Origin of the sequence: Streptomyces sp. NPDC008121, assembly GCF_042957155.1 — a bacterium.
Taxonomy (GTDB): Bacteria; Actinomycetota; Actinomycetes; order Streptomycetales; family Streptomycetaceae; genus Streptomyces.
In genome coordinates this window covers 48,822-74,563 of the sequence record NZ_JBIBHT010000010.1, presented here as the reverse complement: position 1 = coordinate 74,563, position 25,742 = coordinate 48,822, and the positions used below count along the sequence as shown (strand labels likewise).

Annotated in this window: 24 protein-coding genes; 14 read left to right on the top strand and 10 right to left on the bottom strand. The window is 72.8% G+C overall.

What is annotated here, in order from left to right:
- Positions 1–4: 4 nt before the first annotated feature.
- Positions 5–1,402: a cystathionine beta-synthase gene (locus tag ACFZBD_RS29720; protein WP_391145517.1), complete on the top strand. Its 1,398-nt coding sequence runs from the start codon at positions 5–7 to the stop codon at positions 1,400–1,402.
- A 535-nt stretch (positions 1,403–1,937) separates the two neighbouring features.
- Here the strand turns inward: ACFZBD_RS29720 and ACFZBD_RS29715 are convergent.
- On the bottom strand, positions 1,938–2,351 hold the full coding sequence (locus tag ACFZBD_RS29715; protein WP_391145515.1) for a hypothetical protein: 414 nt from the start codon (positions 2,349–2,351) through the stop codon (positions 1,938–1,940).
- Between the two features lie 96 nt (positions 2,352–2,447).
- On the opposite strand from ACFZBD_RS29715, the gene ACFZBD_RS29710 reads away from it, so the two are divergent.
- Positions 2,448–3,311: a MurR/RpiR family transcriptional regulator gene (locus tag ACFZBD_RS29710; protein WP_391145513.1), complete on the top strand. Its 864-nt coding sequence runs from the start codon at positions 2,448–2,450 to the stop codon at positions 3,309–3,311.
- A gap of 5 nt (positions 3,312–3,316) precedes the next feature.
- On the opposite strand, the gene ACFZBD_RS29705 is transcribed toward ACFZBD_RS29710, so the two are convergent.
- The 7 genes from ACFZBD_RS29705 to ACFZBD_RS29675 all read right to left on the bottom strand — a co-directional run bounded on the left by ACFZBD_RS29705 (position 3,317) and on the right by ACFZBD_RS29675 (position 8,879).
- Positions 3,317–3,688 carry a hypothetical protein gene (locus tag ACFZBD_RS29705; RefSeq protein WP_391145510.1) on the bottom strand — a complete coding sequence of 124 codons (372 nt, stop codon included), beginning with the start codon at positions 3,686–3,688 and terminating at the stop codon, positions 3,317–3,319.
- 86 nt (positions 3,689–3,774) lie between these two features.
- Positions 3,775–4,209, bottom strand: a complete 435-nt coding sequence (locus tag ACFZBD_RS29700) for a roadblock/LC7 domain-containing protein (RefSeq protein WP_391145508.1) — start codon at positions 4,207–4,209, stop codon at positions 3,775–3,777.
- Positions 4,209–4,967 (bottom strand): transcriptional regulator, encoded by a 759-nt coding sequence (locus ACFZBD_RS29695; RefSeq protein WP_391145505.1) that lies wholly within the window; start codon positions 4,965–4,967, stop codon positions 4,209–4,211. The genes ACFZBD_RS29700 and ACFZBD_RS29695 overlap by 1 nt, the downstream gene beginning before the upstream one ends.
- On the bottom strand, positions 4,964–5,398 hold the full coding sequence (locus ACFZBD_RS29690; RefSeq protein WP_391145502.1) for a hypothetical protein: 435 nt from the start codon (positions 5,396–5,398) through the stop codon (positions 4,964–4,966). The genes ACFZBD_RS29695 and ACFZBD_RS29690 overlap by 4 nt, the downstream gene beginning before the upstream one ends.
- Positions 5,399–5,615: 217 nt before the next feature.
- Positions 5,616–6,962 (bottom strand): amino acid permease, encoded by a 1,347-nt coding sequence (locus ACFZBD_RS29685; protein WP_391145499.1) that lies wholly within the window; start codon positions 6,960–6,962, stop codon positions 5,616–5,618.
- A gap of 82 nt (positions 6,963–7,044) precedes the next feature.
- A complete protein-coding gene (locus ACFZBD_RS29680; protein WP_391145497.1) occupies positions 7,045–7,509 on the bottom strand; it encodes an SRPBCC family protein in 465 nt (154 codons plus the stop codon).
- A 41-nt stretch (positions 7,510–7,550) separates the two neighbouring features.
- A complete protein-coding gene (locus ACFZBD_RS29675; protein ID WP_391145494.1) occupies positions 7,551–8,879 on the bottom strand; it encodes a diaminopimelate decarboxylase in 1,329 nt (442 codons plus the stop codon).
- A gap of 103 nt (positions 8,880–8,982) precedes the next feature.
- Here ACFZBD_RS29675 and hutU point away from each other — a divergent pair, with 103 nt between their 5' ends.
- The 4 genes from hutU (at position 8,983) to hutI (ending at position 14,559) form a co-directional block, all read left to right on the top strand.
- Positions 8,983–10,647, top strand: a complete 1,665-nt coding sequence (gene hutU / locus ACFZBD_RS29670; protein ID WP_391145492.1) for a urocanate hydratase — start codon at positions 8,983–8,985, stop codon at positions 10,645–10,647.
- Between the two features lie 17 nt (positions 10,648–10,664).
- The gene (locus tag ACFZBD_RS29665) at positions 10,665–11,855 is read left to right on the top strand and encodes an allantoate amidohydrolase (RefSeq protein WP_391146125.1); all 1,191 of its coding nucleotides are present in this window, start codon (positions 10,665–10,667) and stop codon (positions 11,853–11,855) included.
- Positions 11,856–11,929: 74 nt separating this feature from the next.
- A complete protein-coding gene (locus tag ACFZBD_RS29660; RefSeq protein ID WP_391146123.1) occupies positions 11,930–13,294 on the top strand; it encodes a formimidoylglutamate deiminase in 1,365 nt (454 codons plus the stop codon).
- Between the two features lie 17 nt (positions 13,295–13,311).
- A complete protein-coding gene (gene hutI, locus ACFZBD_RS29655) occupies positions 13,312–14,559 on the top strand; it encodes an imidazolonepropionase (protein WP_391145491.1) in 1,248 nt (415 codons plus the stop codon).
- A gap of 143 nt (positions 14,560–14,702) precedes the next feature.
- Here hutI and ACFZBD_RS29650 read toward each other — a convergent pair whose 3' ends face one another.
- On the bottom strand, positions 14,703–15,599 hold the full coding sequence (locus tag ACFZBD_RS29650; RefSeq protein ID WP_391145488.1) for a SigB/SigF/SigG family RNA polymerase sigma factor: 897 nt from the start codon (positions 15,597–15,599) through the stop codon (positions 14,703–14,705).
- A 221-nt stretch (positions 15,600–15,820) separates the two neighbouring features.
- Between ACFZBD_RS29650 and ACFZBD_RS29645 the strand changes: the two genes are divergently transcribed.
- The 6 genes from ACFZBD_RS29645 to ACFZBD_RS29620 all read left to right on the top strand — a co-directional run bounded on the left by ACFZBD_RS29645 (position 15,821) and on the right by ACFZBD_RS29620 (position 21,486).
- Positions 15,821–16,189, top strand: a complete 369-nt coding sequence (locus ACFZBD_RS29645) for an anti-sigma factor antagonist (RefSeq protein WP_391145485.1) — start codon at positions 15,821–15,823, stop codon at positions 16,187–16,189.
- Positions 16,190–16,491: 302 nt separating this feature from the next.
- Positions 16,492–17,034, top strand: a complete 543-nt coding sequence (locus tag ACFZBD_RS29640) for an ATP-binding protein (RefSeq protein ID WP_391146120.1) — start codon at positions 16,492–16,494, stop codon at positions 17,032–17,034.
- Positions 17,035–17,217: 183 nt separating this feature from the next.
- On the top strand, positions 17,218–17,904 hold the full coding sequence (locus ACFZBD_RS29635) for a peptidase (RefSeq protein ID WP_391145482.1): 687 nt from the start codon (positions 17,218–17,220) through the stop codon (positions 17,902–17,904).
- Positions 17,904–18,785, top strand: coding sequence for a hypothetical protein (locus tag ACFZBD_RS29630; RefSeq protein WP_391145480.1), 882 nt, complete (start codon positions 17,904–17,906; stop codon positions 18,783–18,785). The genes ACFZBD_RS29635 and ACFZBD_RS29630 overlap by 1 nt, the downstream gene beginning before the upstream one ends.
- A 179-nt stretch (positions 18,786–18,964) precedes the next feature.
- The gene (locus tag ACFZBD_RS29625; protein WP_391145479.1) at positions 18,965–20,110 is read left to right on the top strand and encodes a hypothetical protein; all 1,146 of its coding nucleotides are present in this window, start codon (positions 18,965–18,967) and stop codon (positions 20,108–20,110) included.
- A 14-nt stretch (positions 20,111–20,124) separates the two neighbouring features.
- Entirely contained in the window at positions 20,125–21,486 is a 1,362-nt protein-coding gene (locus tag ACFZBD_RS29620; RefSeq protein ID WP_391145476.1) for a hypothetical protein, read from the top strand.
- A gap of 134 nt (positions 21,487–21,620) precedes the next feature.
- Here ACFZBD_RS29620 and ACFZBD_RS29615 read toward each other — a convergent pair whose 3' ends face one another.
- Positions 21,621–23,138 (bottom strand): oligopeptide:H+ symporter, encoded by a 1,518-nt coding sequence (locus tag ACFZBD_RS29615; RefSeq protein WP_391145473.1) that lies wholly within the window; start codon positions 23,136–23,138, stop codon positions 21,621–21,623.
- Positions 23,139–23,565: 427 nt separating this feature from the next.
- On the opposite strand from ACFZBD_RS29615, the gene ACFZBD_RS29610 reads away from it, so the two are divergent.
- Positions 23,566–24,243 (top strand): response regulator, encoded by a 678-nt coding sequence (locus ACFZBD_RS29610; protein WP_391145472.1) that lies wholly within the window; start codon positions 23,566–23,568, stop codon positions 24,241–24,243.
- 221 nt (positions 24,244–24,464) lie between these two features.
- Positions 24,465–25,730, top strand: a complete 1,266-nt coding sequence (locus tag ACFZBD_RS29605) for an ATP-binding protein (RefSeq protein WP_391145469.1) — start codon at positions 24,465–24,467, stop codon at positions 25,728–25,730.
- Positions 25,731–25,742: the final 12 nt, after the last annotated feature.

Here is a 25,742-nt window from a genome sequence, read left to right as displayed (position 1 = left end):
TACGGTGCAATTCCACGACTCGATGATCAGCCTCGTCGGCAACACCCCGCTGGTGAAGCTCAACAACGTCACGGCCGGCATCCAGGCGACCGTCCTGGCCAAGGTCGAGTACTTCAACCCCGGCGGCTCGGTCAAGGACCGCATCGCGGTCCGCATGATCGAAGCCGCCGAGGAGAGTGGTGCTCTCAAGCCCGGCGGGACGATCGTCGAACCCACGTCCGGCAACACCGGCGTCGGCCTCGCGATCGTGGCCCAGCAGAAGGGCTACAAGTGCATCTTCGTCTGCCCCGACAAGGTGTCCACTGACAAGATCAACGTACTGCGGGCGTACGGCGCCGAAGTCGTCGTCTGCCCCACCGCCGTCGACCCCGAGCACCCCGACTCGTACTACAACGTCTCGGACCGGCTCGTCAGGGAGACCCCCGGCGCCTGGAAGCCCGACCAGTACTCGAACCCGAACAACCCCCGTTCGCACTACGAGACCACCGGCCCCGAGCTCTGGGAGCAGACGGACGGGAAGATCACCCACTTCGTCGCCGGCATCGGCACCGGCGGCACCATCTCCGGCACCGGCAAATACCTCAAGGAGGTCAGCGGCGGCTCCGTCCGGATCATCGGCGCCGACCCCGAAGGCTCGGTCTACTCCGGCGGCTCCGGCCGCCCCTACCTCGTCGAAGGCGTCGGCGAGGACTTCTGGCCCAGCGCCTACGACCGCGACGGCACCGACCGCATCGTCGCCGTCTCCGACAAGGACTCCTTCCAGATGACCCGCCGCCTCGCCAAGGAGGAAGGCCTCCTCGTCGGCGGCTCCTGCGGCATGGCGGTCGTCGCCGCGCTCGAGGTCGCCCGCGAGCTCGGCCCCGACGACATCGTCGTCGTCATCCTCCCGGACTCCGGCCGCGGCTACCTCTCCAAGATCTTCAACGACGAGTGGATGGCCGACTACGGCTTCCTGGAGGACACCGAGTCCGCCACCGTCGCCGACGTCCTCCGGCACAAGGAGGGCGGCCTGCCCTCCCTCGTCCACATGCACCCCGAGGAGACGGTCGGCCAGGCCATCGAAGTCCTGCGGGAGTACGGCGTCTCCCAGATGCCCATCGTCAAGCCCGGCGCCGGCCACCCCGACGTCATGGCCGCCGAAGTCGTCGGCTCCGTCGTCGAACGCGAACTCCTCGACGCCCTCTTCACCAAGCGCGCCTCCCTCGAGGACCCGCTGGAGCGCCACATGAGCCCGCCGCTGCCGCAGGTCGGCTCCGGCGAGCCCGTCGCCGACCTCATGTCCGTCCTCGGCAAGGCCGACGCCGCGATCGTGCTGGTCGAAGGCAAGCCCACCGGCGTCGTCAGCCGCCAGGACCTCCTCGCCTTCCTCGCCGGCGGAGGGGTCAAGCACGTCGCCAAGTAGGCCGTGAGCTGGCCGCTCGGACGTTCGCGCAAACGGTACGAGCGCGACACGTCGCCGCAGCACCCGCTTAACACGCCCCCGGCACAGTAGTCCTTGTCGGCGTCAAGGACTACGGAGCGGCTCCCGGACCTCCTCCGCACGCCGCGGACGCGGACCCCGGCCCTGACCCGGACCCGCGCCCCTCGCGGGGACCGCCGTCGTCCCGCCCCCCGTTTCACGGGGGTGCGGCGGTCCCCGCCTTATTTTTTAGAGGGCTCGGTTCGCCTCCGGGCGCTCTGTGCGACTGTCGACGGTCGATCGTGCTCGCCCGCTCGTACCTCGCGGGCTGCGCGCGTTCTCCCTTTCGACAGCCGCGCGCCCTTCGGCTCACTCGCCCCTTTTTTGGGTTCGGTTCGCCTCCGGGCGCCTTTGTGCGTGCGTCGACGGTCGATCGTGCTCGGCCGCTCGTTCCTCGCGGCCTGTGCGCGTTCTCCCTTTCGACGCCCGCGGCGCCCTTCGGCTCACTCGCCCGGGGCCCCCTAGGCGTACGTATGCCCTAGAAGGCGTCCGGGGTCCTGTCGCCGGTGCGGCGGGGCAGGCGGCCGCGGAAGGCGTGGACGAAGTTCACGCCCACGATGCCGAGCCACGTCACGATCAGGCCCTCCAGCTGCGCCTGGTGCGCGGCGATCGCCGACAGAGGGACCGCGACGATCAGGGAGATGATCCCGAAACCGAACCTCTCGCCGAAGCCCTCCACCCCCGCCGCCGGCGCCCGGCCCCCGCGGACGGACTCCGTCCGCTGTTCGGCCAGCCGGCGCCGCACCTGGCGGTCGATCGTGGCGTCCAGACTCTCCTCCACCTTGCCGAGGAAAGACTCGATGAGGGCCGCCTCGTACTCGGCGCCCAACTCCCGGCGGGCGTGCAACGTGGCGTCCAGCTCGTTCTTGAGCTCAGGGTCGCGGGTATTCATGCCCGCCACCGTACGGACCCGCCGGCGCGAGGTCAGTGGGGCCAGCCCCCGTCTTTTCTTGCCCTCCTGCATATCCTCATGCAGAGTTCGGGGTGAATGAATAATCGGAAGGGGGACGGCGTGAGCGACAGCCCGGCCGGACGGCTGCAGGCGCTCTTCGAAGGGCACCGGCTGACACCCACCCAGCGGCGCATCGCACACTGCATGGTGCGGCGGGCCGCCGACGTGCCGTTCCTGTCCAGCGTCGAACTCGCCGAACTCGCCGGCGTCAGCCAGCCCTCCGTCACCCGCTTCGCCGTCGCCCTCGGCTTCGACGGCTACCCGGCGCTCCGCCGCCACCTGCGCGAGGTCGCGCCCGCCGAGCGGACCGCCGGGGAGCGCAGCGAGCACAACGAGTACCAGCAGGCCGTCCTCGGCGAGATCGAGAACCTGCGCCACCTCGCCGACCTGCTCGCCGACCCCGCCCCCGTCGCCCGCGCCGGAGGGCTCCTCGCCGCCTCCCGGCCGCTGCCGGTGCTCGGGCTGCGCGCCGCCTCCTCGCAGGCCCGGGGCTTCGCGTACTTCGCCGCCAAGGTCCACCCGGACGTCCGCCTCCTCGACGAGGGCGGCTCGATGCTCACCGACCGCATCGACGCGGCCGTACGGGCCGGGGCCACGGCCCTGCTCTGCTTCGCGCTGCCCCGCCACCCCCGCGAGGTCGTGGAGACCCTCGAGTACGCGCGGGCCGCCGGGCTGACCGTCGTGACCGTCGCCGAGTCCGCGTTCGCACCCGTCGCCGCCCACAGCGACCTGCTCATCCCGGCCGCCGTCGGCACCGGCCTCGCCTTCGACACGGCGTGCGCCCCGATGCTGCTGGGCCGGGTGCTCCTGGAGGCGATGGCGGACGAACTGCCCGACGCCCAGGCGCGCCTGGAGGAGTTCGACACGAAGGCGGTCGTCCGCGGCCTCTTCGTCGAGTGAGCCGGTCAGATCTCCAGCTCGAGCTCGATCTTGCGCAGCTGGTGGCGGGCCATCGCCAGATTGGCCCGGTCCTTGCTCAGCGCCAGATAGAGGAACAGGCCGTTGGCCCCGCGCCCCTTCAGCAGCCGGATCAGGTGGTACTGCGTGCCGAGCGTGATCAGGATGTCCTCGATGTCCTCCTGGAGACCCAGCATCTCCATCGTCCTGACCTTGGCCCGGACCACGTCCGTGTTCCCGGCCGCGGCCACCGTGAGGTCGAGCTCCTTGCCGCCGCCGATCGTGCCGAGCGCCATGCCGCTGGTGTAGTCGACCAGCGCGGCGCCGATCGCACCTTCGATGGACGCGGCTTCCTTGAGAGCGGTCTCGGTGTTCGCCATGGGTATCGGTTCCTTTGCGTATGCGTGAGGGACTGCGGATATCCGGCCCGGGTCGTTCCGATCCGGACGGTGCTGAGAGGGTTTGCTCAGTTCAGGTCCTTGCGCTCCAGCGCCCCGTCGACGAGCTCGCCTATCCGGGAGCTCGAGCGCCGGGCCTCCAGATGGAGCCGGCCCACGTTGATCCGGGGCTCGGCGAGCAGCGTGAGGACGGCCGACCCGCCCGCCGCGTACGTGGCGACGTAGCCGCGTTCGCCCCGGACGAGCAGTTCGCGGAACGCGCCCTGGCCCGTGGAGTCGGTGAGCCGCTGCGCGACGCCGAGGGCGGCCGCGGTCAGCGCCGCCACCCCCTCGGCCTCCGTGTCGACGGTGTCCTGCGCCAGCACCAGGCCGTCGGCGCTGGCGGCCAGCGCGCCGGTCAGCTGGGGCAGCCGGGCCCGCAGCCGTCTCAGCTCGCCGAGCACCTCGGCTTCTGCCGTCATCAGCTGTCTCCTCTCGGCGCGCATGCGCAGGGCACGCCTCATCACAGGCTTGCCTCCAAGGCGTCACGAAGCCGGCGCAGCAGGGCGATGTCGGGGTCGGCCGCCAGTTCGCCGACCCAGGACGGGACGGTGGGCGGGACGGCCGTCGGGGATTCGAGGGGGGTCTCGACGAGACCGGCCGCGGCGAGGCGCCGGACGTCGAGCAGGGTGTGGAACGCCGGGCGTCCGAGCACCCGGGCGATCTCCGCCGGGGTGCGCGCCCCGTCGGCGGCGGCCAGCAGGGCCCGCTGGCGCGGGCTCACCGTCTGGCCGGGGGAGGCGGCCCGCGGAACGACCGGGCAGGTGTCGACGGCGGCGTACGGCCAGACACTGTCCAGGAGTTCACGGCGGCGTACGGTCTCGCGCTCCACGGCCTCGGCGGAGACCGGCCGGACCGTGCCGAACCAGTGCGCCACCCCGTACCGGAAGCGGGTCGGACCGCTGCCGGGCGCGAGGACGAAGAACGCGGCGTCGAAGACGGCGCCCAGGTGGCAGATCTCCAGCTCGCCGTCGCCCAGCCGGCCGCTGTCGACGAGGAACCGGCCCACCTGGTGCCGGGCGCCGGCCCGGTCCACGGCCTCGTCCCAGCCCTCGCGCGGGAGCCGGCCGGCCGCGCTCAGCAGTACGTCGAGGCCGGGCGCGGCGGGGCTCTCGGCGTGCACGACCCGGCCGTCGACGAGGTAGAGCGTGCCGTGGTCGCGCAGCAGGGCGCCGGTGGCGCGTTCGGAGGCGAGGCGGGTCAGCATCGGGGAGACGGTCATCCCAGGACCAGCCTCTCGGCGAGGTCGCGCAGCCGGATCCGGGCGAGGGCCAGGTTGCCGGTGTCGCGGTCGAGCCACAGGTGGAGGAAGACGCTGCTGTCGAAGGAGGTCTCGACGAAGCGGAGGACGTGGTAGCCGGCGCGGGTGGTGACGATCAGGTCCTCGACGGGCGGGCCCTTCGCCTCGGGGGCGCCGTCCGCGGACCTGCCCGCGGCCGCGCCGTCGGCCGCCGGGGGAGCGCTCGCGAAGGAGTCGTACTCGGCCGCCGCGCGCGCCAGTTCGGCCGTCTCGGCGGCGGTCGTCTCGTGGTCGCCGACCGGCGAGTCGCCCGCCGTGCCGAGCGCGAGGCCACTGGTCCAGTCGACCAGCGAGGCGCCTCGGGCGCCCGGCAGGCTCATGGCCTCCAGCAGGCACTCGTCGATTCCGGGCACGCGGACTCCCCTCCCGATGCGGCGTGCGGACGTACGGCAGTGACGGTGACGTTACTGAACGTCGCGGGGCCCGGTCAGGCGTTCTGGCATTTTCCATCGGAACATGCCGTCACTTCGGGACGCTTCTGTCGTTGCGTCCCTCCGCGCCCCGGTCCCGACCGTTCCCGCCGTCCGCGCCGGTGCCGTGCCGTCCGCGTCCGCTGCCCGGCCGCCGGTGTCAGTCCTCCCGCCGGACCTTCAGCACCAGCTTGTTCACTCCCCACAGCCCGATGCCGATCGCCACCAGCACGCCCGCCCGGATGTACACGTCGGCCGACCGCTCCGCGAGCGGACTGGCCAGGATGACCGAGGTGATCGCGCCGAGCACCGGCAGCGCCGTCGGCGTACGGAAGTGAGCATGCTCCACCCGGTCCTTGCGCAGCACGAGAACGGCGATGTTGACCACCGCGAAGACGCACAGCAGGAGGAAGGCCGTGGTGTCGCCGAGTCCCTCGATCTCGCCCGTGGAGACCAGGCCGATGGCGAGGAGGGTGACGAAGACGATGCCGCTGAGGGGCGTCCGCCGGTGCTTCAGGACCTTGCCCATCACCCGGGGCAGGACCCGTTCGTTGGCGAGGCCGTAGCAGAGCCGGGAGGCCATCATGATGTTGATGAGCGCGGAGTTGGTGACCGCGAACAGGGCGATCAGCGCGAAGAGTTTCGGCGGGAAATCGACCCCGCCGGCCTTCACGACCTCCAGGAGCGGTCCGCTCGACTTCGCCAGCGTCTCGTGGTCGACGAGGAGCGAGGAGACCAGGGCGACCAGGACGTAGATGGTGCCGGTGACGGCGACGCCGACGAAGATGGCCCGGGGGAAGGTCCGGACCGGATCCTGGGTCTCCTCGGCCATGTTGACGGAGTCCTCGAAGCCGACGAAGGCGAAGAAGCCGAGCGCGGTGGCGCCCAGCACGCTGGTCAGCAGGGCGTAGCCGCCGCCGGAGGCCTCGAACTCGGTGAGCCGGGACGGCTCCCCGTCGCCCGACAGGACGGCCCAGGCGCCGATGGCGAGGATGATCAGGAGTCCGGTCAGCTCGACGAGCGTGAGGACGACGTTGGTCTTCACGGACTCCGACACCCCGCGCAGCGCGAGGCAGGCGAGGGCCACGATGAAGACGATCGCGATGAGCGTGGGCGGGATCGCGTCCGTGAACTCCAGGAAGTAGTCACCGCTGAAGGCGCGGGCCGCGGCGCTCGCGGAGGAGAGCCCCGAACACATCACCATGAAGGCGATGATGAAGGTGAGGAAGGGGACCTTGAACGCCTTCTGGGTGTAGAGCGCGGCTCCGGCGGCCTTCGGGTACTTCCCGACGAGCTCGACGTACGAGGCGGCGGTGAGCAGCGCGACGACGAAGCCGATCGCGAACGGCAGCCAGAGCGCGCCGCCGACCTTTCCGGCGACCTTGCCGGTGGTGGCGTAGATGCCGGTGCCGAGGATGTCGCCGATGACGAACAGGATGAGCAGCTTGGGCCCGATGGCGCGCTTGAGGGCGGGCTGTGGGGGCTGTTCGGACACGTCTGTGGCCATGGAGGACCTCTCTCCCGTCTGCCGATGGGATGGTCTCTGCCCCGACGGCCCGAAACTGATGCCCGCCGCCCGCCGTACGGGCTCAGGCGCGGCGCTCCAGCGAGGCGGCGATGTCGTCGAGGTCCTTGGCGAGGGCCCGGCTCACCGCCTTGGCGCCGAGGCCGCTGAGGAGCCGGGTGAGCAGGCCCATCGAGCGGCCGGCGGCGGGGGTGGCCGAGAACGTCATCCGTACCGTCGTGGCCCCGGTGCCGGCCGGCAGGAGCGCGATCTCCGAGACGTAGTGCATGCCGTGCGAGTCGGCGACGGTGACGTACCGGTCGGGCGGGACGCTCTCGGTCACGGTCATCTCCTCCGTGGCCTGCTTGCCGAACATCGTGCGGGTCTCCCGCCAGCGGGTCCCGACGCCGAAGGCGCCCTCGGTCAGCACCTCGACCCGGTCGACGCCCTTGAGGACCCGCTCCATGCCCGGGAGGTCCGTCAGCGTCTCCCAGACCGGGCCGGGGGACGCCTGGATCCGGCGTTCGACGACGACGCTCTTGGTAGCCATGGCTCCATGGAACCACCGGGCCCCGGCACCCGCTCCCGTTGCTACGGCAGCAGGGCGTCGGGCCGGTCCCCGCCGGATTCGGCGACGATCTCGTCGAGCGTCTGCGGCTCGCGGACGGTCGCGAAGGAGACGGCGCCCCCGTCGTCGACGGTGAAGCCGTGGATGCCGGGCCGGGGCAGGCTGTTGTACGCGTAGTGGTGGGCGAAGTAGTACGCGCCGGTGTCCGGGACGGCGACGAGGTCCCCCGGCCGCAGCAGCGGCAGCGCGCGGCCGGTGGCGAGCATGTCGCCCGCGAAGCAGGCGGGCCCGGCCACGTCCTGGACGACGTCCTGCGCGATGCCGGGGCCGGTGCGGGGCCGGCCGTCGGCGTCGTACGCGAGGACGCGCAGCGGCCAGGACTCCGGGGCGTAGACGGTGCGGGTGGCGACCTGGACCCCGGCGTGGGTGACGGCGATGGGCCGCCCGCCGGAGGTCTTGGTGTACTCGACGCGGGCCAGGATCGTGCCGTGCTTGGCCAGCAGGGACCGGCCGAATTCGGTCACCAGGGCGTAGCGCCCGTCGAGGAGGCCGGGGGCGGTGTCGGCGAGCAGCCGGGCGTACTCCGCGTAGGTGGGGGTCTCCTCGTCGGAGGCGAAGTTCACCGGGAGCCCGCCGCCGATGTCCAAGGTGTCGATCTGCCGCCGCCCGGCCTTGGCGTTGATCTCCTCGGCGAGCGCGTACGCGGCGGCGGCTCCTTCGGCCATCAGGGCGAGCGGGATGCCCTGGGAGCCGGTGTGGGTGTGCAGCCGGCTCATCCAGGGCCGGTCGAGGTAGGCCTGGACGACGGCCTCGCGCGCGCCCTCGTCGCGCAGCGCGACCCCGAACTTGGAGGTGGCGGTCGCGGTGGACAGGGCGCCGATCGAACCGGCGCCGATCTGCGGGTTCACCCGCAGGCCGATGGGGCTCGCGGTCGGCGCGGAGGCGACGAGCGCGTCGATCCGGGCCAGCTCCTGGAGGTTGTCGGCGTTGACGGCGAGGCCCAGGGCGAGGGCCTGGCGCAGCTCGGCGGGGGTCTTGGCGGGGGAGTCGAGGACGGTACGAGCCGGGGGGACGCCGGCCGCGCGGGCCAGGGCCAGCTCGCCGGGGCTGGCGACCTCGGCGCCGAGCCCCGCCGCGTGCAGCAGGCGCAGCACCGGGACGAGCGGGGCGGCCTTCACGGCGAAGGCGTGCAGGACGGGGGCGTCGGTGACGGCGGCGAAGGCGGCGACGAGGGCGGCGGCGGAGGCGCGGACGCCTGCGGTGTCGAGGAGGGCGACGACGGGCCGGGAGGGGGAGAGGAGGCCTTGTTCGACGGCGGCACGGACGGCCTGATCGCGACGGTGGGGAGCCATGCCCCCATCCCACCACCGGGACGCCGGCCGACGCAGCTGTTGACTACAGATATTCAGCAGTCCAGGATGTGAATAACTGATTCACATCGGAGGAGGCTGCCCCATGTCAGGACCCCGCCCCGTTCGGGCCCCGCGCGGTACGGAGCTGAGCGCCCTGGGATGGCAGCAGGAAGCTGCCCTCCGCATGCTGCAGAACAACCTCGACCCCGAGGTCGCCGAACACCCCGACAAGCTCGTGGTCTACGGCGGCACCGGCAAGGCCGCCCGTGACTGGCGCTCCTTCGACGCGATGGTCCGCACCCTGCGGACGCTGAAGCAGGACGAGACGATGCTCGTCCAGTCCGGCCGCCCCGTCGGCGTCATGCAGACGCACGAGTGGGCCCCCCGCGTCCTCATCGCCAACTCCAACCTGGTCGGCGACTGGGCGAACTGGGAGGAGTTCCGGCGCCTGGAGCAGCTGGGCCTCACCATGTACGGCCAGATGACGGCCGGTTCGTGGATCTACATCGGTACGCAGGGCATCCTGCAGGGCACCTACGAGACCTTCGCCGCCGTCGCGGCCAAGAAGTTCGGCGGCACCCTCGCCGGCACCATCACGCTGACCGCCGGCCTCGGCGGCATGGGCGGCGCGCAGCCGCTCGCCGTGACGATGAACGACGGCGTCGCGATCTGCGTCGACGTCGACCCGCGCGCCATCGAGCGCCGCATCGAGCACCGCTACCTCGACGTGAAGGCCGACAGCCTCGCCCACGCCCTCTCCCTCGCCACCGAGGCCCGCGACGCCCGCCGCCCGCTCTCCATCGGCCTCCTCGGCAACGCGGCCGAGCTGCTGCCGCGGATGCTCGCCGAGGGCGCCCCGATCGACATCGTCACCGACCAGACCTCGGCCCACGACCCGCTCTCCTACCTCCCGGTCGGCGTCGCCTTCGACGACATGGCCGCGTACGCCGCCAAGGACCCGGCGGGCTTCACGACCCGGGCCCGCGAGTCGATGGCGCGGCACGTCGAGGCCATGGTCGGCTTCATGGACGCCGGCGCCGAGGTCTTCGACTACGGCAACTCCATCCGCGGCGAGGCCCAGCTGGCCGGATACGACCGCGCCTTCGCCTTCCCCGGCTTCGTCCCCGCCTACATCCGCCCCCTCTTCTGCGAGGGCAAGGGCCCCTTCCGCTGGGCGGCGCTCTCGGGAGAGGCCTCGGACATCGCCAAGACCGACAAGGCGATGCTGGAACTGTTCCCGGAGAACGAGTCCCTCCACCGCTGGATCAAGATGGCCGGCGAGCGGGTCCACTTCCAGGGCCTGCCCGCCCGCATCTGCTGGCTCGGCTACGGCGAGCGCGACAAGGCCGGCGAGCGCTTCAACGACATGGTCGCGAGCGGCGAGCTGGCCGCCCCGCTCGCCATCGGCCGCGACCACCTCGACTGCGGCTCGGTGGCCTCCCCGTACCGCGAGACCGAGGCGATGCTCGACGGCTCCGACGCCATCGCCGACTGGCCGCTCCTCAACGCCATGGTCAACGTCGCCTCCGGCGCCTCCTGGGTCTCCCTCCACCACGGCGGCGGCGTCGGCATGGGCCGCTCCATCCACGCCGGCCAGGTCTCCGTCGCGGACGGCACGAAGCTCGCCGGCGAGAAGATCCGCCGCGTCCTGACGAACGACCCAGGCATGGGCGTCATCCGCCACGTCGACGCGGGCTACGACATCGCCGAGTCCGTCGCGGACGACAAGGGCGTCCGCGTGCCCATGCGCGAGGAAGGCTCCGCGTGAGCGACTCCTTCCACGCCATGTGGCGGTCGCTGCGGCCCATCGGCCGCAGCGCCGCCTCCGGCGGCTACCGCCGCTACGCCTGGACCGGTGCCGACGCCGACTGCCGGCTCTGGTTCCGGATGCAGGCCGAGGCCCGCCGCCTGGACTACGAGGTCGACCGGAACGGCAACCAGTGGGCCTGGCTCGGCGACCCCGCCGCGGGCGACGCCGTCGTCACCGGCTCCCACCTCGACTCCGTCCCCGACGGCGGCGCCTTCGACGGCCCCCTCGGCGTCGTCTCCTCCTTCGCCGCCCTCGACGAACTCCGCTCCCGCAAGGTCCGGTTCACCCGGCCCCTCGCCATCGTCAACTTCGGCGACGAGGAAGGCGCCCGCTTCGGCCTGGCCTGCGTCGGCTCCCGCCTCGCCGCCGGCCGGCTGACCAAGGAGCAGGCGTACGAACTCCGCGACGCCGACGGGATCACCCTCCCGCAGGCCATGGAGGCCGCCGGCCACGACCCCGGCACGATCGGCCCCGACCCCGAGCGCCTCGCCCGGATCGGCGCCTTCGTCGAACTCCACGTGGAGCAGGGCCGCGCCCTCGACCTGTCCGGCGACGCCGTCGGCCTCGCCTCCGCGATCTGGCCGCACGGCCGCTGGCGGTACGACTTCGCGGGCGAGGCCAACCACGCCGGCACCACCCGCCTCGTCGACCGCCGCGACCCGATGCTCACCTACGCCGAGACCGTCCTCGCCGCCCGCCGCGAGGCCGAACTCGCGGGCGCCGTCGCCACCTTCGGCAAGATCGCCGTCGAGCCGAACGGCGTCAACGCGATCCCGTCCCTCGTCCGCGGCTGGCTCGACGCCCGCGCCGCCGACCAGGGGTCCCTGGACACCGTCACCGCCGGCATCGAGAGCGCCGCGCGCGACTACGCCACCCGCCACGGCATCGACCTCACCGTCGTCCGGGAGTCCTTCACCCCGGTCGTGGAGTTCGCCCATACGCTCCGGGACGAGCTGGCCGGGATCCTCGGCGAGAAGACCCCCGTCCTCGGCACGGGCGCGGGACACGACGCCGGAATCCTCTCCGAAGCGGTCCCGACCGCCATGCTGTTCGTACGGAACCCCACCGGCGTCTCGCACTCCCCGGCCGAGTTCGCGGCCGAGGACGACTGCGTGGCGGGGATCCGGGCACTCGCCGACGTACTGGAAGGACTGGCGTGCAGGTAGGGACGGGCGCGGGGCAGCCGACGACGGACGCGAGGACGACGGCCGACGGACAGCCTCCGGCCGACGTACGGCCCATGGCCGAGGCGCGGCCGGCGGCCGGGACCGGCGCGAGGACGTACTGGCTGGAGCACGCCTGGCTCGACACCTACGTCGAGCCCGGGGTCGCCCTGGAGGTCGCCGACGGCCGCGTCACCGCCGTCCGCACGGGCGTCACCGCCCCGCCGCCCGGCGCCGTCGTCCTGCGCGGCCTGACCGTCCCCGGCCTCGCCAACGCCCACTCGCACGCCTTCCACCGCGCCCTGCGCGGAACCGTCCAGGTCGGCTCCGGCACCTTCTGGACGTGGCGCGAGGTGATGTACCAGGTCGCCTCCCGGCTGACCCCGGAGACCTACCACGCGCTCGCCCGGGCCGTGTACGCCGAGATGGCGCTGGCCGGCATCACCGCCGTCGGCGAGTTCCACTACCTCCACCACGCGCCCGGCGGCACGCCGTACGCCGACCCCAACGCGATGGGCGAGGCGCTCGTCCAGGCGGCGGCCGACGCGGGCGTCCGGATCACGCTCCTCGACACCGCCTACCTCTCCTCCGGCTTCGGCGCCGCCCCGGACCGGCACCAGCTCCGCTTCTCCGACGGGACGGCGGATGCCTGGGCCGAGCGGGTCTCGCGGCTGAAGGAGGGCGACGGCGTACGGATCGGCGCGGCGATCCACTCCGTGCGGGCGGTCCCCGCGGACCAGCTGTCGACGGTCGCGGCCTGGGCCCGGGAGCGGGAGGCACCGCTCCACGTGCACCTGTCGGAGCAGACGGCCGAGAACGAGGCCTGCCTCGCCGCCCACGGCCGCACCCCGACCCGGCTCCTGGCCGACCACGGCGTGCTCGGCCCGCGGACCACCGGCGTCCACAACACCCACCTGACGGACGACGACATCGACCTGATCGGCTCGTCCGCGACCGGCACCTGCATGTGCCCCACGACCGAACGCGACCTCGCGGACGGCATCGGCCCGGCGGTCGCCCTCCAGCGGGCGGGCTCGCCGCTGTCGCTGGGCAGCGACAGCCACGCGGTCATCGACCTCCTGGAGGAGGCGCGGGCCATGGAGCTCGACGAGCGGCTCCGGTCCCGGACCCGCGGCCACTGGACGGCGGCGGCGCTGCTGCGGGCGGCGACCACCGACGGCCACGCGGCCCTCGGCTGGGACGAGGCGGGCCGCCTGGAGGCGGGCGCGCTCGCCGACTTCACGACGATCGCCCTGGACTCCGTCAGGACAGCGGGACCGGTGCCGCGTCTGGCAGCCGAGACGGCGGTATTCGCAGCGTCGGCCGCGGACGTCCGTCACACGGTCGTCCGCGGACGCCCTGTCGTACAGGACGGGGTCCACCGGTCCGTACCGGACGTGCCCCGGGCCCTCGCGGACTCGATCGCCGCCCTGCGCGGCTGAAGGAGACACCTCTCATCATGAACACGGGCCCTGCGGCGACGAACAGCACCGCGGCGACCTCCGCGCCGACGAGCACGAACAGCCCCGTGGCGACGGCGGCCACCGCCATCGTCAACATCGCCAGCCTGGTCACCAACGACCCCTCCCTCGGTGACGGAACCCCTCTCGGACTGATCCAGGACGCGGCCGTCGTCATCGACGGCGACCGGGTCGTCTGGGTCGGTGAATCAAGAAAAGCACCCGCCACTGACAACCGGGTCGACGCGGGCGGCCGGGCGGTGATCCCCGGCTTCGTGGACTCCCACTCGCACCTGGTCTTCGCGGGCGACCGCACCGCCGAGTTCAACGCCCGGATGTCCGGGCAGCCGTACGCCGCCGGCGGCATCCGCACGACGGTCGCGGCGACGCGTGCGGCCTCCGACGAGGCGCTGTCGGCGAACGTGGCCCGCTACCTCCGCGAGGCGCTCGCACAGGGCACCACGACCTTCGAGACCAAGTCGGGGTACGGCCTCACCGTCGAGGACGAGGCCCGCGCCCTGCGGATCGCCGCCGCCCACACCGACGAGGTCACCTACCTCGGCGCCCACATCGTCTCCCCGGACTACGCCGACGACCCCGCGGGGTACGTCGACCTCGTCACCGGCCCGATGCTGGACGCCTGCGCTCCGTACGCCCGCTGGATCGACGTCTTCTGCGAGAAGGGCGCCTTCGACGGGGACCAGGCGCGGGCCGTCCTGACGGCCGGCCGGGCGAAGGGCCTGCACCCGCGGGTGCACGCCAACCAGCTCTCGTACGGCCCCGGCGTCCAGCTCGCCGTGGAGCTGGACGCGGCGAGCGCGGACCACTGCACGCACCTCACGGACGCGGACGTCGACGCCCTGGCCTCGGGCGCCACGGTCGCGACGCTGCTGCCGGGCGCCGAGTTCTCCACCCGCGCCGCGTGGCCGGACGCCCGCCGCCTGCTGGACGCGGGGGTGACGGTGGCCCTGTCCACGGACTGCAACCCCGGTTCGTCCTTCACCTCGTCGGTCCCGTTCTGCATCGCGCTGGCGGTCCGCGACATGGGCATGACCCCGGACGAGGCGCTCTGGTCGGCCACGGCGGGCGGCGCGGCCGCCCTGCGCCGCACGGACGTCGGCCGCCTCTCCCCGGGCGCCTCCGCGGACCTCGCCCTCCTGGACGCCCCGTCCCACGTCCACCTGGCCTACCGCCCCGGAGTCCCCCTCACCACCGCGGTCTGGCACCACGGCACCCGCGTTCACTGAGCCGGCGCCTCCCCGGCCGCCGACGGCGCGCATGACCGGGGGCCGGTGGGGCAGGTGAGCAGGGTGAGGTGTGGGTGAACACGGCGGAAGGGCCCGTCCGTTGGGACGGGCCCTTCCCGCGTGCCTTCGGTCGACGCCGGGCGTCACTCCTCCAGCGTCAGTCCCTTGCGCAGCCTGCCCAGCGTGCGGGAGAGCAGCCGGGAGACGTGCATCTGGGAGATGCCGAGCTCCTCGCCGATCTCCGACTGGGTCAGTCCCGCCACGAAGCGGAGCGAGAGGATGCGCCGCTCGCGGGGCGGCAGCGAGGCGATCATCGGCTTGAGGGACTCGATGTACTCGATGCCCTCGATGCCGTGGTCCTCGTAGCCGATCCGGTCCGCGAGCGCGCCTTCGCCGTCGTCGTCGTCGGGCTGGGCGTCCAGCGAGCTCGCGGTGTACGCGTTGCTCGCGGTCATGCCCTCGACGACCTCTTCGCGGCTCAGGTCGAGCTCGGCGGCGAGTTCGCTCACGGTCGGCGTGCGGTCGAGCCGCTGGGACAGCTCGTCGCCCGCCTTGGCGAGGTCGAGGCGGAGCTCCTGGAGCCTTCGCGGAACGCGCACGGACCACGAGGTGTCGCGGAAGAAGCGCTTGATCTCGCCGATGATGGTCGGCATCGCGAAGGTGGGGAACTCGACGCCCCGGGAGAGTTCGAAACGGTCGATGGCCTTGATCAGGCCGATCGTGCCCACCTGGATGATGTCCTCCATCGGCTCACTGCGGGAGCGGAACCGTGAGGCGGCGAACTTCACCAGGGCGAGGTTGAGCTCGACGAGCGTGTTGCGGACGTACGCGTACTCGTGCGTGCCCTCCTCGAGGTGCTCGAGGCGGGCGAAGAGCGTCTTCGAGAGCGCCCGTGCGTCCAGAGCTTCGATCCGGTCGTAGGGCGGGATCTCGGGGAGCGCGAGGCCGGGGTCGAGGCCGAGCTCGAGATCGTGGGTGGGGGGCGGAGTGATTGCCGACGGCGCGTCGGGGGTACGCGTGGCGTCGAGCCGGGGTGACATGGTCTCCTCCATCGTTCTTTCGCTGCGGTTTGCGGCGCCTCCAAAGCCGGCCGTGTCGGATGTTCTTTACTAGGCCTACCTGCTCGAAGGGGATCGTTGCAAGTGTCAATTGTCCCTTTTGTGGCGTTATATGGGAGAGACCGACTGCCATCAACGGCGCGGACCTTGTATGGTTCGACGCACGTCAACCGGCATCCGCGAGAGCGAGAAGAGGCACGGGCATGGACCGCCAGAACGTCGGCAGCGCGCAGCCCGTACGGCTGCGGGTCGAGGTCCGCACCGTGGGAGCGAGCGAGATCCTCACTCCGGTGGGTGAGCTCGATCACCACACCGCCGACCTGTTGCGTACACCACTCGACGAAGCGCTCGACGCCGGCCGCTCACGGCTCGTCGTCGACTGCTCACGGCTCGACTTCTGCGACTCCACCGGTCTGAACGTGCTCCTCGGGGCGCGGCTCAAGGCGGACGCCGCGGGGGGAGGGGTCCATCTCACCGGGATGCGGCCCGTGGTGGCGCGGGTCTTCGAGATCACCGGTGCGGACGTCGTCTTCACCGTGCACGACTCCCTCGCGGCGGCCCTCCCCGACTGATTCGTGTGTTGTCGGGAAACGGCCGGGCAGAAGAGCCCAGGTTCGTGCGTTGTCTGGTGAATCGGTTGAATCGGTGAGGTGAAGCGCTGATGGACACTGCTGCCGGTGGCAGGGAGGTCGGGGAGCCCGCGGGCTCCGTCGCGGGTGCCGAAACGGGCGCCGCCGCCTCCGGTGGCGTGACCCCCGTGGCCGACGCCGTCTCCGCCCGCGCCGACGGCATGACCCTGGGTGCGGACGTGATGACGGACGGTGTGACGGGTGGCACGGCGGGCAGCGACGCGGACGGTACGGCGGGTCACGCCGTGAGCGGTACGGCGGGCCACGCGCAGAGCGCCCTGCCGGACGGCACGCCCGGCGGGGCGACGAGCGGTACGGCGGACGGCACGACGGTGGACGCTGTGACGGGTGCGGCCTCCGGGGCGCCTTCCGGCGTCGACCTGGACGTGCGGACGCTCCCCCTCGGCTCCGCCAGCGGCACCGTCCCCCTCGCACGCGACTTCACCAGGTCGGCCCTCTACGACTGGGGCTGGCTCCCGGCCGCCACCGCCGAGGCCAGGGCCGCCGCCGAGGACGTCCTCCTCGTCGTCTCCGAGCTGGTCACCAACGCCTGCCTGCACGCCGACGGCGCCGAGGAGCTCCGCGTACGGCGCCGCGCCAAGGTGCTGCGCCTGGAGGTCGACGACCGCGGCGCCGGCCAGCCCGCACCGCGCACCCCGCACCGCGCCGGGCGGCCGGGCGGACACGGCATGTTCATCGTGCAGCGGCTCTGCCTGGACTGGGGAATCGAGCGCACACCGGGCGCCCCCGGCAAGACGGTCTGGGCGGAACTGGCCGCTCCCGCGTAGCTCCGCGCCCGCCAGTACGGCCCCCGGCCGTCCCGCGGGCGTCCCTGAAGGTCTCCGTGCGGCGGGCACGCGCGCCCGCCGCCACTTCACCCTTCCCTGTGTCTTCCCTCCTCAACGCCCCAGGCGTACCTTGACGCCCAATCTGATAAGCCGTCAGTAACTTTGCGGTGAGGGGTGCTTGAGGTGCCGTACCGGAGGAGAACAGCTTTCGCGCTGGTAGTGGCGGCGGCGGGCTCGGTGGTGCTGGCCTCCGCCCCCGCGGCCCAGGCCGCCGTCGTCGACGTCGACTACGCCTGCGAGACGAAGATCGGCCCCAAGGGCGCCGTCTCGCCCGTCGACATCAAGGCCGTCAAGAACGGCGGCTCCTACACGCTCACCATGTCGTTCGAGAAGGGCGTCTCCGACAGCCCCGTCGAACTCCCCAAGGGGGTCATGACCCCGCGCGCCGAGCTCAAGGTCGGGGGCGCCGGCAGCGGTACGGTGAAGGTCAAGGGCACGCCCAACACCGAGGCGATCCCGCCCGACACCCCCATCAAGATCGGGCAGTTGACGGGGACGTACACGCCGACGAAGAGCGGCAAGGTCACCTTCACGGCCGGCACGCTCACCGTCCACGCCCTCGGCATGGACGCCGCCGTCTGCACGCCGAAGAACAACCCCCGGCCCTCCCTGGAGCTGGCGGTCACCGCGCCCGGCGGTGGCGGTGGAGCGTCCGGCGGAGGCTCCGAGGAGACCCCGCCCTCGGGCGGCGGCGAACTGCCCAGGACCGGCCCGCTCGACTCCGCGACCGCGCTCGGCACCCTCGGCGGCACCGTCCTGCTGACCGGCGCGGTCGGGGTCCTCTGGCTCACGCGGCGCACGGCGCGCTGATGCGGGGCGCCTGGGCCGGCCGGTCGTGGAGGGCGGGGGCCGCCGTCGCCGCGCTGCTGGGCGCCGTGGCGGCCGCGCCCCCGCCCGGCTGGACGGCGGCGCCGGCCGAACAGCGGCCCTACGTCTACCTGGAGGGCGAGGCCGGGAGCGTCCTGCGGGACACCCTGTCCCTGACCAACCCCGGCACGGCGCCGGTCACGGTACGCCTCAGCGGCGAGGGCGCCGCCTCCGTCTCCTTCGCCGCCCGGTCGGTGACCGTCCCGGCGCGGACCCGGGCGGACGTGCCCTTCGCCATGACCGTCACGCCGAGGACCGCACCCGGCGACCACCGGGGCGCGGTCCTCGCCGCCGACGCCGCCGGCCGGCAGGCCCGGGTGCCGGTCCACCTGCGGGTCAGCGGGCCGCGGCTGGCCGCGTTCACCGTCGAGGACGTACGGCTCGACGACGCCGGCACCCTCCACTACACGCTGGTCAACCGGGGCAGCACCGTCCTCGAACCCCACCTGTCCGTACGCGCCCACGGCATCCTCGGCACCGTCCTCGACCGGCCCTCCCGGGCCCTGCCGGTCTCCCTGCGCCCCGGGGAACGGCTCGCCCGCAGCGAACCCTGGCCCGACCCGCCCGCGCTCGACTCGGTCACCGTCGACCTGCGCGCCACCGCGTCCGGAGCCCCGCCGGTGACCGCCCGGGCCGAGGCGGTCCTCGTCCCGCCCGCCGCCGTGGTCGCGGGCGCGCTCTTCGCGGGCGCGGCGGCGGTGGCCGCGACGACGGCGTGGGCGCGCAGGGGAGGCCGCCGGCGGGCCCCACCGGCCGGACCCGAGCCCGAAGGGCGGTCGGTGGAACGCCAGTTGGCCGAGGCGACGGCAGGGGAGAGACGATGACCGTGACGGTGACGGGCCTTCGCGCGACGGGACGAGGCGGCCGCCGGCCCGGCGGGGCGACCGCACGGCCCAGTGCCGTGGAACGCGGCGAGGCCGGGGCGGCTGCCCAGCGGCCCCGAGCCGTGCCGCGGGGCCGGGCCCGGGTGCCGGGCGGTCGGGCGCCCGGGTGGGCCCGTGTCGTGCTGCTCTGCGCCCTCCTGGCCGCGGCGCTGCCCCTGCTCCCCTTCCTGCCCGCCGCCGAGGCCGCCGCCGGCGAACTGTCCGCCGCGCCCCGCCAGGTCGCCGCGCCCGCCGTGTTCCGCCAGGTCGCCGTGCCCGCCGCGCCCCGCCAGGCCGCCGCGCCCGGGCCCACGGTCTCCTTGTCCCGTGCCGAGGGCGGCAAGGGCGGCGAGATCACCGTAAGCGGGGCGAAATGGAAGCCCGGAGCCCTGCTGATGCTGCTGATCTGCGGCCAGGCCGAGCCCGGCAAGGGGGTGATCGGCGGTACCAACTCCTGCGCCAACACGGTCGGCAGGGCGGCCACCGTCGACGCCAAGGGCGGCTTCAGCCGGAAGGTCCCGGTCGCCGAACCGCCCGTCCCCTGCCCGTGCGTCGTCCACGTCGCCGGGGTCACCGGCGCGCAGGACGCCGTGGACGTGGCCTTCACCGTCGCCGGGCACCCGACCGCCCCGCTGCCCGAGGCCTCCGGCGACGGCAGGCTCGCCGTCCTCGCCTCCGCGCGCCTGGACGGCTCCAGCGGCGTCCTCGTCTGGTTCGGCGCCCCGCCCGCCCGCGAGATCGTCTTCACCGTCGGCAACCTCGGCCGGTCCGCCGTCAAGGACCCGGTCTTCCAGGTCGGCACGAGCCACGGCGTCTTCTCGCCGACGTACGAGGAACGGCAGTGGCGCGGCACCGTCGAACCCGGCAGGAAAGCCCTCGTCCGGCTGCCCGTCGAACTCTCGGCGGGCGCGCACGGCGACTACCAGGTCTCGGTGAAGTACGCCGGGAAGGTCCTGGTCGAACAGCCGTGGGGCGTGGGCCGGCCGTGGGGCGTGACGCTGTTCTGGCTGCTCCTCGCCGTGGTCGTCCCGGCCGCGCTCTTCCGTATCGGCATGGCGGTGGTGGACCGGGTGCGGCCCGGGCCCGGCGCGGGGCACCGCCGCGCCCGCACCACACCCGTACGCCGGCCTCCGGCCCGCCGCACTCCGGCCCGTACGGCGGCCGACGCCGGCCGTGCCCCCGCCGGACCCGTCCCCGGGAGGGACGACACGACCACGGTCCTGCCGTGGTTCACCCCGGACTCCGCACCGTCAGAGAACAGCCCGACGACGAAGGGACATTCGTGAGCACGCAACGGAGGATGAGCGCGGCCGAAGTCGCGCTGATGCTCGGCGGCGCGGGGATCCTGCTGACCGCCGCCCCTGCCCAGGCAGCCGAGGTCGCCTACCCGACCGAGTGCATTCCACCGGCGATCTCCGGCCTGCCACCGGTGCAGGGCACCACGAAGGTGCAGATCACCGCGCCGGCGGAGGCCAAGGTCGGCGACGAGGTGGAGATCGTCTGGAAGACGGTCGCGGCCGCGTCCAAGAACCCCGACGTCCTCGACCTGGGCAAGGACACCGTCAAGCCGTCCGGGGTCGTGAAGGTGGGCGGCGCGGCGAGCGGCACGCTGACCTTGGAGGGACCGCGGCAGAACCCGCCGATCCCGAAGAACAGCCCCATGGTGCTGCCGGACATGAAGGGCAAGCTGAAGCTGGAGAAGGCGGGCGAGATCACGCTGACGCCGGACAAGTACACGATCAACGTCTCGAAGCCGCTGTCGACGGACACGAAGTGTGCGCCGAAGGCGGCGGTCGGGGTCGGCGCGACGATCAAGGTGTCGGCGGGCGGCGGCTCGACGACGGGCGGTACGACCACGTCCGGTGGTACGACCACGTCCGGTGGTACGACGACGTCGGGCGGGTCCACGGTCTCCGGCGGTACGACCGCGTCCGGCGGCTCCACGACGTCGGGCGGCTCCACGACGTCCGGCGGGTCCACGGCCTCCGGCGGCTCCGGTGGTGGAGGCGGCCAGACCGACTTCCCCGGCAAGGAGGTGGCGGTCCAGTTCGCCTGCCAGTCGCCCGGCCCGGCGAACATCACCTCCAAGGTGACCGTCAACGCAAAGAAGAACGGCGGGGCCTACGACCTCACCGTCAAGACCGCCAAGGGCGTCATGGACAGCCCCGCCCCGCTCCCCGCCGGCGCGCTGAAGCCGTCGATGGCGATCAGGATCGGCGGCGCGGACAGCGGCACGGTGAACGTCCAGGGTCCGGCGAACTCCGCCCCGCTGGAGCAGGGCAAGCCGGTCGACCTGCCGGACATGAAGGGCACGTACACACCCGGCGCCACGGGCAAGGCCACGCTCAGCCCTGGCACCCTGACGATCCACGTCTCGCTCGGCGGCTCGCCGATCGTGATCCCGTGCCAGGTCAAGGGGAGCGTCCAGGCGTCCCTGGAGCTCGACACCACCAAGCAGGCCGGCGGCGCCTCGGGCGGCAGCGGCGGTGACGCCGGCGCGGGCGGCGGCACGGGCGGCTCGGCAGGCTCCGGCGGCGGCCTCGCCGACACCGGCGCCGAGGACGAGGGCGCCCTGCGGGCCCTCGCCCTGGTGGCGGGCACGGTGATCCTCCTCGGCGGCGCGGTGTTCACCTTCACCCCGTGGGCGCGGCTCAGGCGCTGACCCCGGCACGTGCGCCACGAAACCGGCCGCGTGCGCCACGGAAACGGCCACTTGCGCCACGGAAACGGCGGAGGGCCGCCGCACCGATCGGTGCGGCGGCCCTCCGTGCGTACGGCGGTCCGGGAACGGACGCGTCAGTGGACGCCGCCCATCAGGGCCTGGACCTTCTTGCGGTACATGAAGACCGCGAAGCCGGCGCCGACGGCGAGAGCCGCCTGCAGGGCGATGATCCCCGTGCCGTTGAGGTCCACACCGGCCAGCGAGAGCAGACCCGTGGTGCAGTCACCGGCGGTGACGGCGAGGAACCAGACGCCCATCATCTGGGAGGCGTACTTCCTCGGCGCCATCTTCGTGGTGACGGAGAGGCCGACGGGGGAGAGGCACAGCTCACCGATGGTCTGGATCATGTAGATCGAGACGAGCCACATCGGGGAGACGAGGCCGCTCTCGCCCGCCATGCCCATCGGGACGATGAAGACGAAGAAGGACGCGCCGACCAGCACCAGACCCATCGAGAACTTCACGATGGTGTTCGGCTCCTGGTTCTTGCGGGCCAGCCACAGCCACAGCCAGGCGAAGACCGGCGCCAGCGCCATGACGAACATGGGGTTGAGCGCCTGGTACCAGGTCGCCGACGGGTCGAAGCCGAAGAGGGTGCCGGTCTTGTCGTCGGCGAACAGCGACAGCGTGGAGCCGCCCTGGTCGTAGATCATCCAGAAGATGGCGGCGGCCACGAAGAACCAGATGTAGCCGTTCATCTTCGACTGCTCGGTCTTGTCGAGGTCCTTGTCGCGCTTGATGCGGGCGAGGACGGTGACCGGGATGATCAGGCCGGCGAGGGTGAGCGGGACCAGGGCCCAGTTCAGGGTGAACAGGTCCAGGGCCACGACCGCGCCGTAGAAGACGGCGGTCAGCACGACGACGAGCGAGACCTTGACCAGGATGCGCTTGCGCTCCTCGGCCGAGAGCGGGTTCGGGACGACGCTGCTCGTCGGGCTCAGGCTCTTGGTGAAGGCCAGGAAGCAGGCGAGGCCGATGCCCATGCCGAGGGCCGCGAGGAGGAAGCCGAGGTGCCAGTTGACCGTCTCGCCGACGGTGCCGACGACGAAGGGCGCGATGAACGCGCCGAGGTTGATGCCGATGTAGAAGAGCGTGAAGCCACCGTCACGGCGCGGGTCGTCCGGGCCGTCGTAGAGGTGGCCCACCATCGTCGAGATGTTGGCCTTCAGCAGACCCGAGCCGGCGGCGACGAGCGCCAGACCGACGAAGAACATCGCCTGGCCGGGAAGGGCCAGCGAGGCGTGACCGGCCATGATGACGAAACCGGCGATCGTGACGGTCTTCCGGGCGCCCCAGACGCGGTCACCGAACCAGCCGCCCGGCATGGCCATCAGGTAGACCATCGAGACGTAGACGGAGTAGATCGCCGTCGCCGTGGCCGCCGTCATCGCGAGTCCGCCGCCCTGGCTGCCGGTCGCGGCGTCCGCGCCTCCGGAGACCAGGTACAGGACGAGGAGGGCCCTCATGCCGTAGTAGGAGAAGCGCTCCCACATCTCGGTGAAGAAGAGGGTGGCCAGGCCGCGGGGGTGGCCGAGGAACGTCTTCTCGGAACCAGGGGTTCCGGACGAAGTCGTCGTCAGGCTGGACGCCATGTCGATCCTTGCTCTGTCGGGACGCGCGCCTTGTGAGCGTGGTGCGCCCGGTGGGGGAGGCCGGCACCGGCGAGGGGCGGTCGCACCGCGCCGGGATCCACGCCCCGGGGCGCGGTATCGCGCTCCGGGACCCGGCCCACAGGTCGTTCGCTGTCCTGGAGGTCGGCACGGCCCACCTCGCGCAGAAAAGAGACCCTTGGTGTGCGAAGCAGCCAAAGGTCCCCGTTTACCGCAACAGACGCCTCGCCACCATACGGCACGACAGGGGCGGATATGGAAGGACTTGAGAGATGGATCACAGGTCCATCGGGAACCGTATGACCATGATCGAAGGTCATCAGCAGGTTAACCGCTCTGAAGCCCAGGGCGGCCCGTCACCCTGTGGATCATGCCCCTGGCCAGGGGCCGTGCGGACTACCATCACCCCATGACCCGTGTACTGCTCGCCGAGGACGACGCATCCATCTCGGAACCGCTGGCCCGCGCCCTGCGGCGGGAGGGGTACGAGGTCGAGGTGCGGGAGGACGGGCCCACCGCCCTCGACGCCGGACTCCAGGGCGGCGTCGACCTCGTGGTGCTGGATCTCGGGCTGCCCGGCATGGACGGCCTGGAGGTCGCCCGGAGGCTGCGCGCCGAGGGCCACACGGTCCCGATCCTGGTCCTGACCGCCCGCGCCGACGAGGTCGACACCGTGGTCGGGCTCGACGCGGGCGCCGACGACTACGTCACCAAGCCCTTCCGGCTCGCCGAACTCCTCGCCCGCGTCCGGGCCCTGCTCCGGCGCGGCGCCACCGAGCCGGTCGTCGCCCCGTCCACCCACGGCGTGCGCATCGACGTCGAGTCGCACCGCGCCTGGATGGGCGACGAGGAGCTCCAGCTCACGGCCAAGGAGTTCGACCTGCTCCGGGTCCTGGTCCGGGACGCGGGCCGGGTCGTGACCCGCGATCAGCTGATGCGGGAGGTCTGGGACACCACCTGGTGGTCCTCGACGAAGACCCTCGACATGCACATCTCCTGGCTGCGCAAGAAGCTGGGCGACGACGCGGCCAACCCCCGCTACATCGCCACCGTCCGGGGCGTCGGCTTCCGCTTCGAGAAGAGCTAGGCCGCAGCTGGCGACGGGGTTCGCCGCGACCGAGCCCCCCGGGCCTCACTGGCCCCACCGGCCGTGCCTCAGTCGCCCGCCCCAGTCACCCGCCCGGCCCGGGCCCCGATCCGGGCATGCCCGCCCCCGCCCCACCGGCCCGACCCGTCGCGCCGTGTCCGCCCGCCCCCGCGCCGTAGGCTCGGGGCGGCAGGACCCCGTACCCCCGCCCGGAGGGCCCCGTGCGCCGCAGGCTCATCAGTTCCACGCTCGCCGTGGTGCTCGTCGTCATCGCCGTCTTCGGGGTGTCCCTCGTCATCGTCGAGACCCGCACCATCTCCAGCAGCGCCCAGGAGAGCGTGGACTCCGAGGCCCTGCGCCTGGTCGCGATCGTCGACAGCCGCCTCATCGGCGGGGAACCCGTCAACCCCGACATCCTCGCCGAGCAGAGCGGCGCCAAGCGGTACGCCCTCATCGAGATCCCCGGCCGCGACCCCATCGAGATCGGCGCCCGCCCCCAGGGCAGCGTCATCCGTGCCACGGCGGAAGGCGAGCGCGGCGAGACCGTCACCGTCGAGGAGTCCCGCTCCACCGTCACCGCCGAGGTCGGCCGCACCCTCCTGATCATCGGCGCCGTGGCCCTGCTCGCCGTCGTGGCCGCCGTACTCCTCGCCGTACGGCAGGCCAACAGGCTGGCGTCCCCGCTCACCGACCTCGCCGAGACCGCCGAGCGCCTCGGCTCGGGCGACCCCCGACCGCGCCACCGGCGGTACGGAGTGCCCGAGCTGGACCGGGTCGCCGACGTCCTGGACGCCTCCGCCGAGCGGATCGCCCGGATGCTCACCGCCGAGCGCCGGCTCGCCGCCGACGCCTCCCACCAGCTCCGGACGCCCCTCACCGCCCTGTCCATGCGCCTGGAGGAGGTCGCGGTCGCCGACGACCTCGACACCGTCAAGGAGGAGGCGACGATCGCCCTCGCCCAGGTCGAGCGGCTCACCGACGTCGTCCAGCGGCTCCTCACCAACTCGCGCGACCCCCGGACCGGCTCCGCGATCGCCTTCGACCTCGACGAGGTCGTCAAGCAGCAGATCGAGGAGTGGCGTACCGCCTACCGGGGTGCCGGACGGGCCATCGTCCACTCCGGCAAGCAGGGCATGCGAGCGGTCGGCACACCCGGCGCGGTGGCCCAGGTCCTCGCCGCGCTGATCGAGAACTCGCTCATGCACGGCGGCGGCACCGTCGCCCTGCGCACCCGCGTCATCGGCAACCAGGCCGTGATCGAGGTCACCGACGAGGGGCCGGGCGTCCCCGCCGACCTCGGCGCGCGGATCTTCGAGCGGACCATCAGCGGCCGCAACTCCACCGGCATCGGCCTCGCCGTCGCCCGCGACCTCGCGGAGGCGGACGGCGGGCGGCTCGAACTGCTCCAGCAGCAGCCGCCGGTCTTCGCGCTCTTCCTGAGCCGCGAGGTCAAGAGCCACACGGACCAGGAACGCCCGGTCCGCTAGAGCCCCGGCCGC

What these genes read in the sequence shown, in the direction of transcription:
- ACFZBD_RS29715 (WP_391145515.1), bottom strand. Translation starts at nt 2,351, where the DNA reads ATGAATACCCGCGACCCTGAGCTCAAGAACGAGCTGGACGCCACGTTG.
- ACFZBD_RS29710 (WP_391145513.1), top strand. Translation starts at nt 2,448, where the DNA reads ATGAATAATCGGAAGGGGGACGGCGTGAGCGACAGCCCGGCCGGACGG.
- ACFZBD_RS29705 (WP_391145510.1), bottom strand. Translation starts at nt 3,688, where the DNA reads ATGGCGAACACCGAGACCGCTCTCAAGGAAGCCGCGTCCATCGAAGGT.
- ACFZBD_RS29700 (WP_391145508.1), bottom strand. Translation starts at nt 4,209, where the DNA reads ATGAGGCGTGCCCTGCGCATGCGCGCCGAGAGGAGACAGCTGATGACG.
- ACFZBD_RS29695 (WP_391145505.1), bottom strand. Translation starts at nt 4,967, where the DNA reads ATGACCGTCTCCCCGATGCTGACCCGCCTCGCCTCCGAACGCGCCACC.
- ACFZBD_RS29685 (WP_391145499.1), bottom strand. Translation starts at nt 6,962, where the DNA reads ATGGCCACAGACGTGTCCGAACAGCCCCCACAGCCCGCCCTCAAGCGC.
- ACFZBD_RS29680 (WP_391145497.1), bottom strand. Translation starts at nt 7,509, where the DNA reads ATGGCTACCAAGAGCGTCGTCGTCGAACGCCGGATCCAGGCGTCCCCC.
- ACFZBD_RS29675 (WP_391145494.1), bottom strand. Translation starts at nt 8,879, where the DNA reads ATGGCTCCCCACCGTCGCGATCAGGCCGTCCGTGCCGCCGTCGAACAA.
- hutU (WP_391145492.1), top strand. Translation starts at nt 8,983, where the DNA reads ATGTCAGGACCCCGCCCCGTTCGGGCCCCGCGCGGTACGGAGCTGAGC.
- ACFZBD_RS29665 (WP_391146125.1), top strand. Translation starts at nt 10,665, where the DNA reads ATGTGGCGGTCGCTGCGGCCCATCGGCCGCAGCGCCGCCTCCGGCGGC.
- ACFZBD_RS29660 (WP_391146123.1), top strand. Translation starts at nt 11,930, where the DNA reads ATGGCCGAGGCGCGGCCGGCGGCCGGGACCGGCGCGAGGACGTACTGG.
- hutI (WP_391145491.1), top strand. Translation starts at nt 13,312, where the DNA reads ATGAACACGGGCCCTGCGGCGACGAACAGCACCGCGGCGACCTCCGCG.
- ACFZBD_RS29650 (WP_391145488.1), bottom strand. Translation starts at nt 15,599, where the DNA reads ATGTCACCCCGGCTCGACGCCACGCGTACCCCCGACGCGCCGTCGGCA.
- ACFZBD_RS29645 (WP_391145485.1), top strand. Translation starts at nt 15,821, where the DNA reads ATGGACCGCCAGAACGTCGGCAGCGCGCAGCCCGTACGGCTGCGGGTC.
- ACFZBD_RS29630 (WP_391145480.1), top strand. Translation starts at nt 17,904, where the DNA reads ATGCGGGGCGCCTGGGCCGGCCGGTCGTGGAGGGCGGGGGCCGCCGTC.
- ACFZBD_RS29620 (WP_391145476.1), top strand. Translation starts at nt 20,125, where the DNA reads ATGAGCGCGGCCGAAGTCGCGCTGATGCTCGGCGGCGCGGGGATCCTG.
- ACFZBD_RS29615 (WP_391145473.1), bottom strand. Translation starts at nt 23,138, where the DNA reads ATGGCGTCCAGCCTGACGACGACTTCGTCCGGAACCCCTGGTTCCGAG.
- ACFZBD_RS29610 (WP_391145472.1), top strand. Translation starts at nt 23,566, where the DNA reads ATGACCCGTGTACTGCTCGCCGAGGACGACGCATCCATCTCGGAACCG.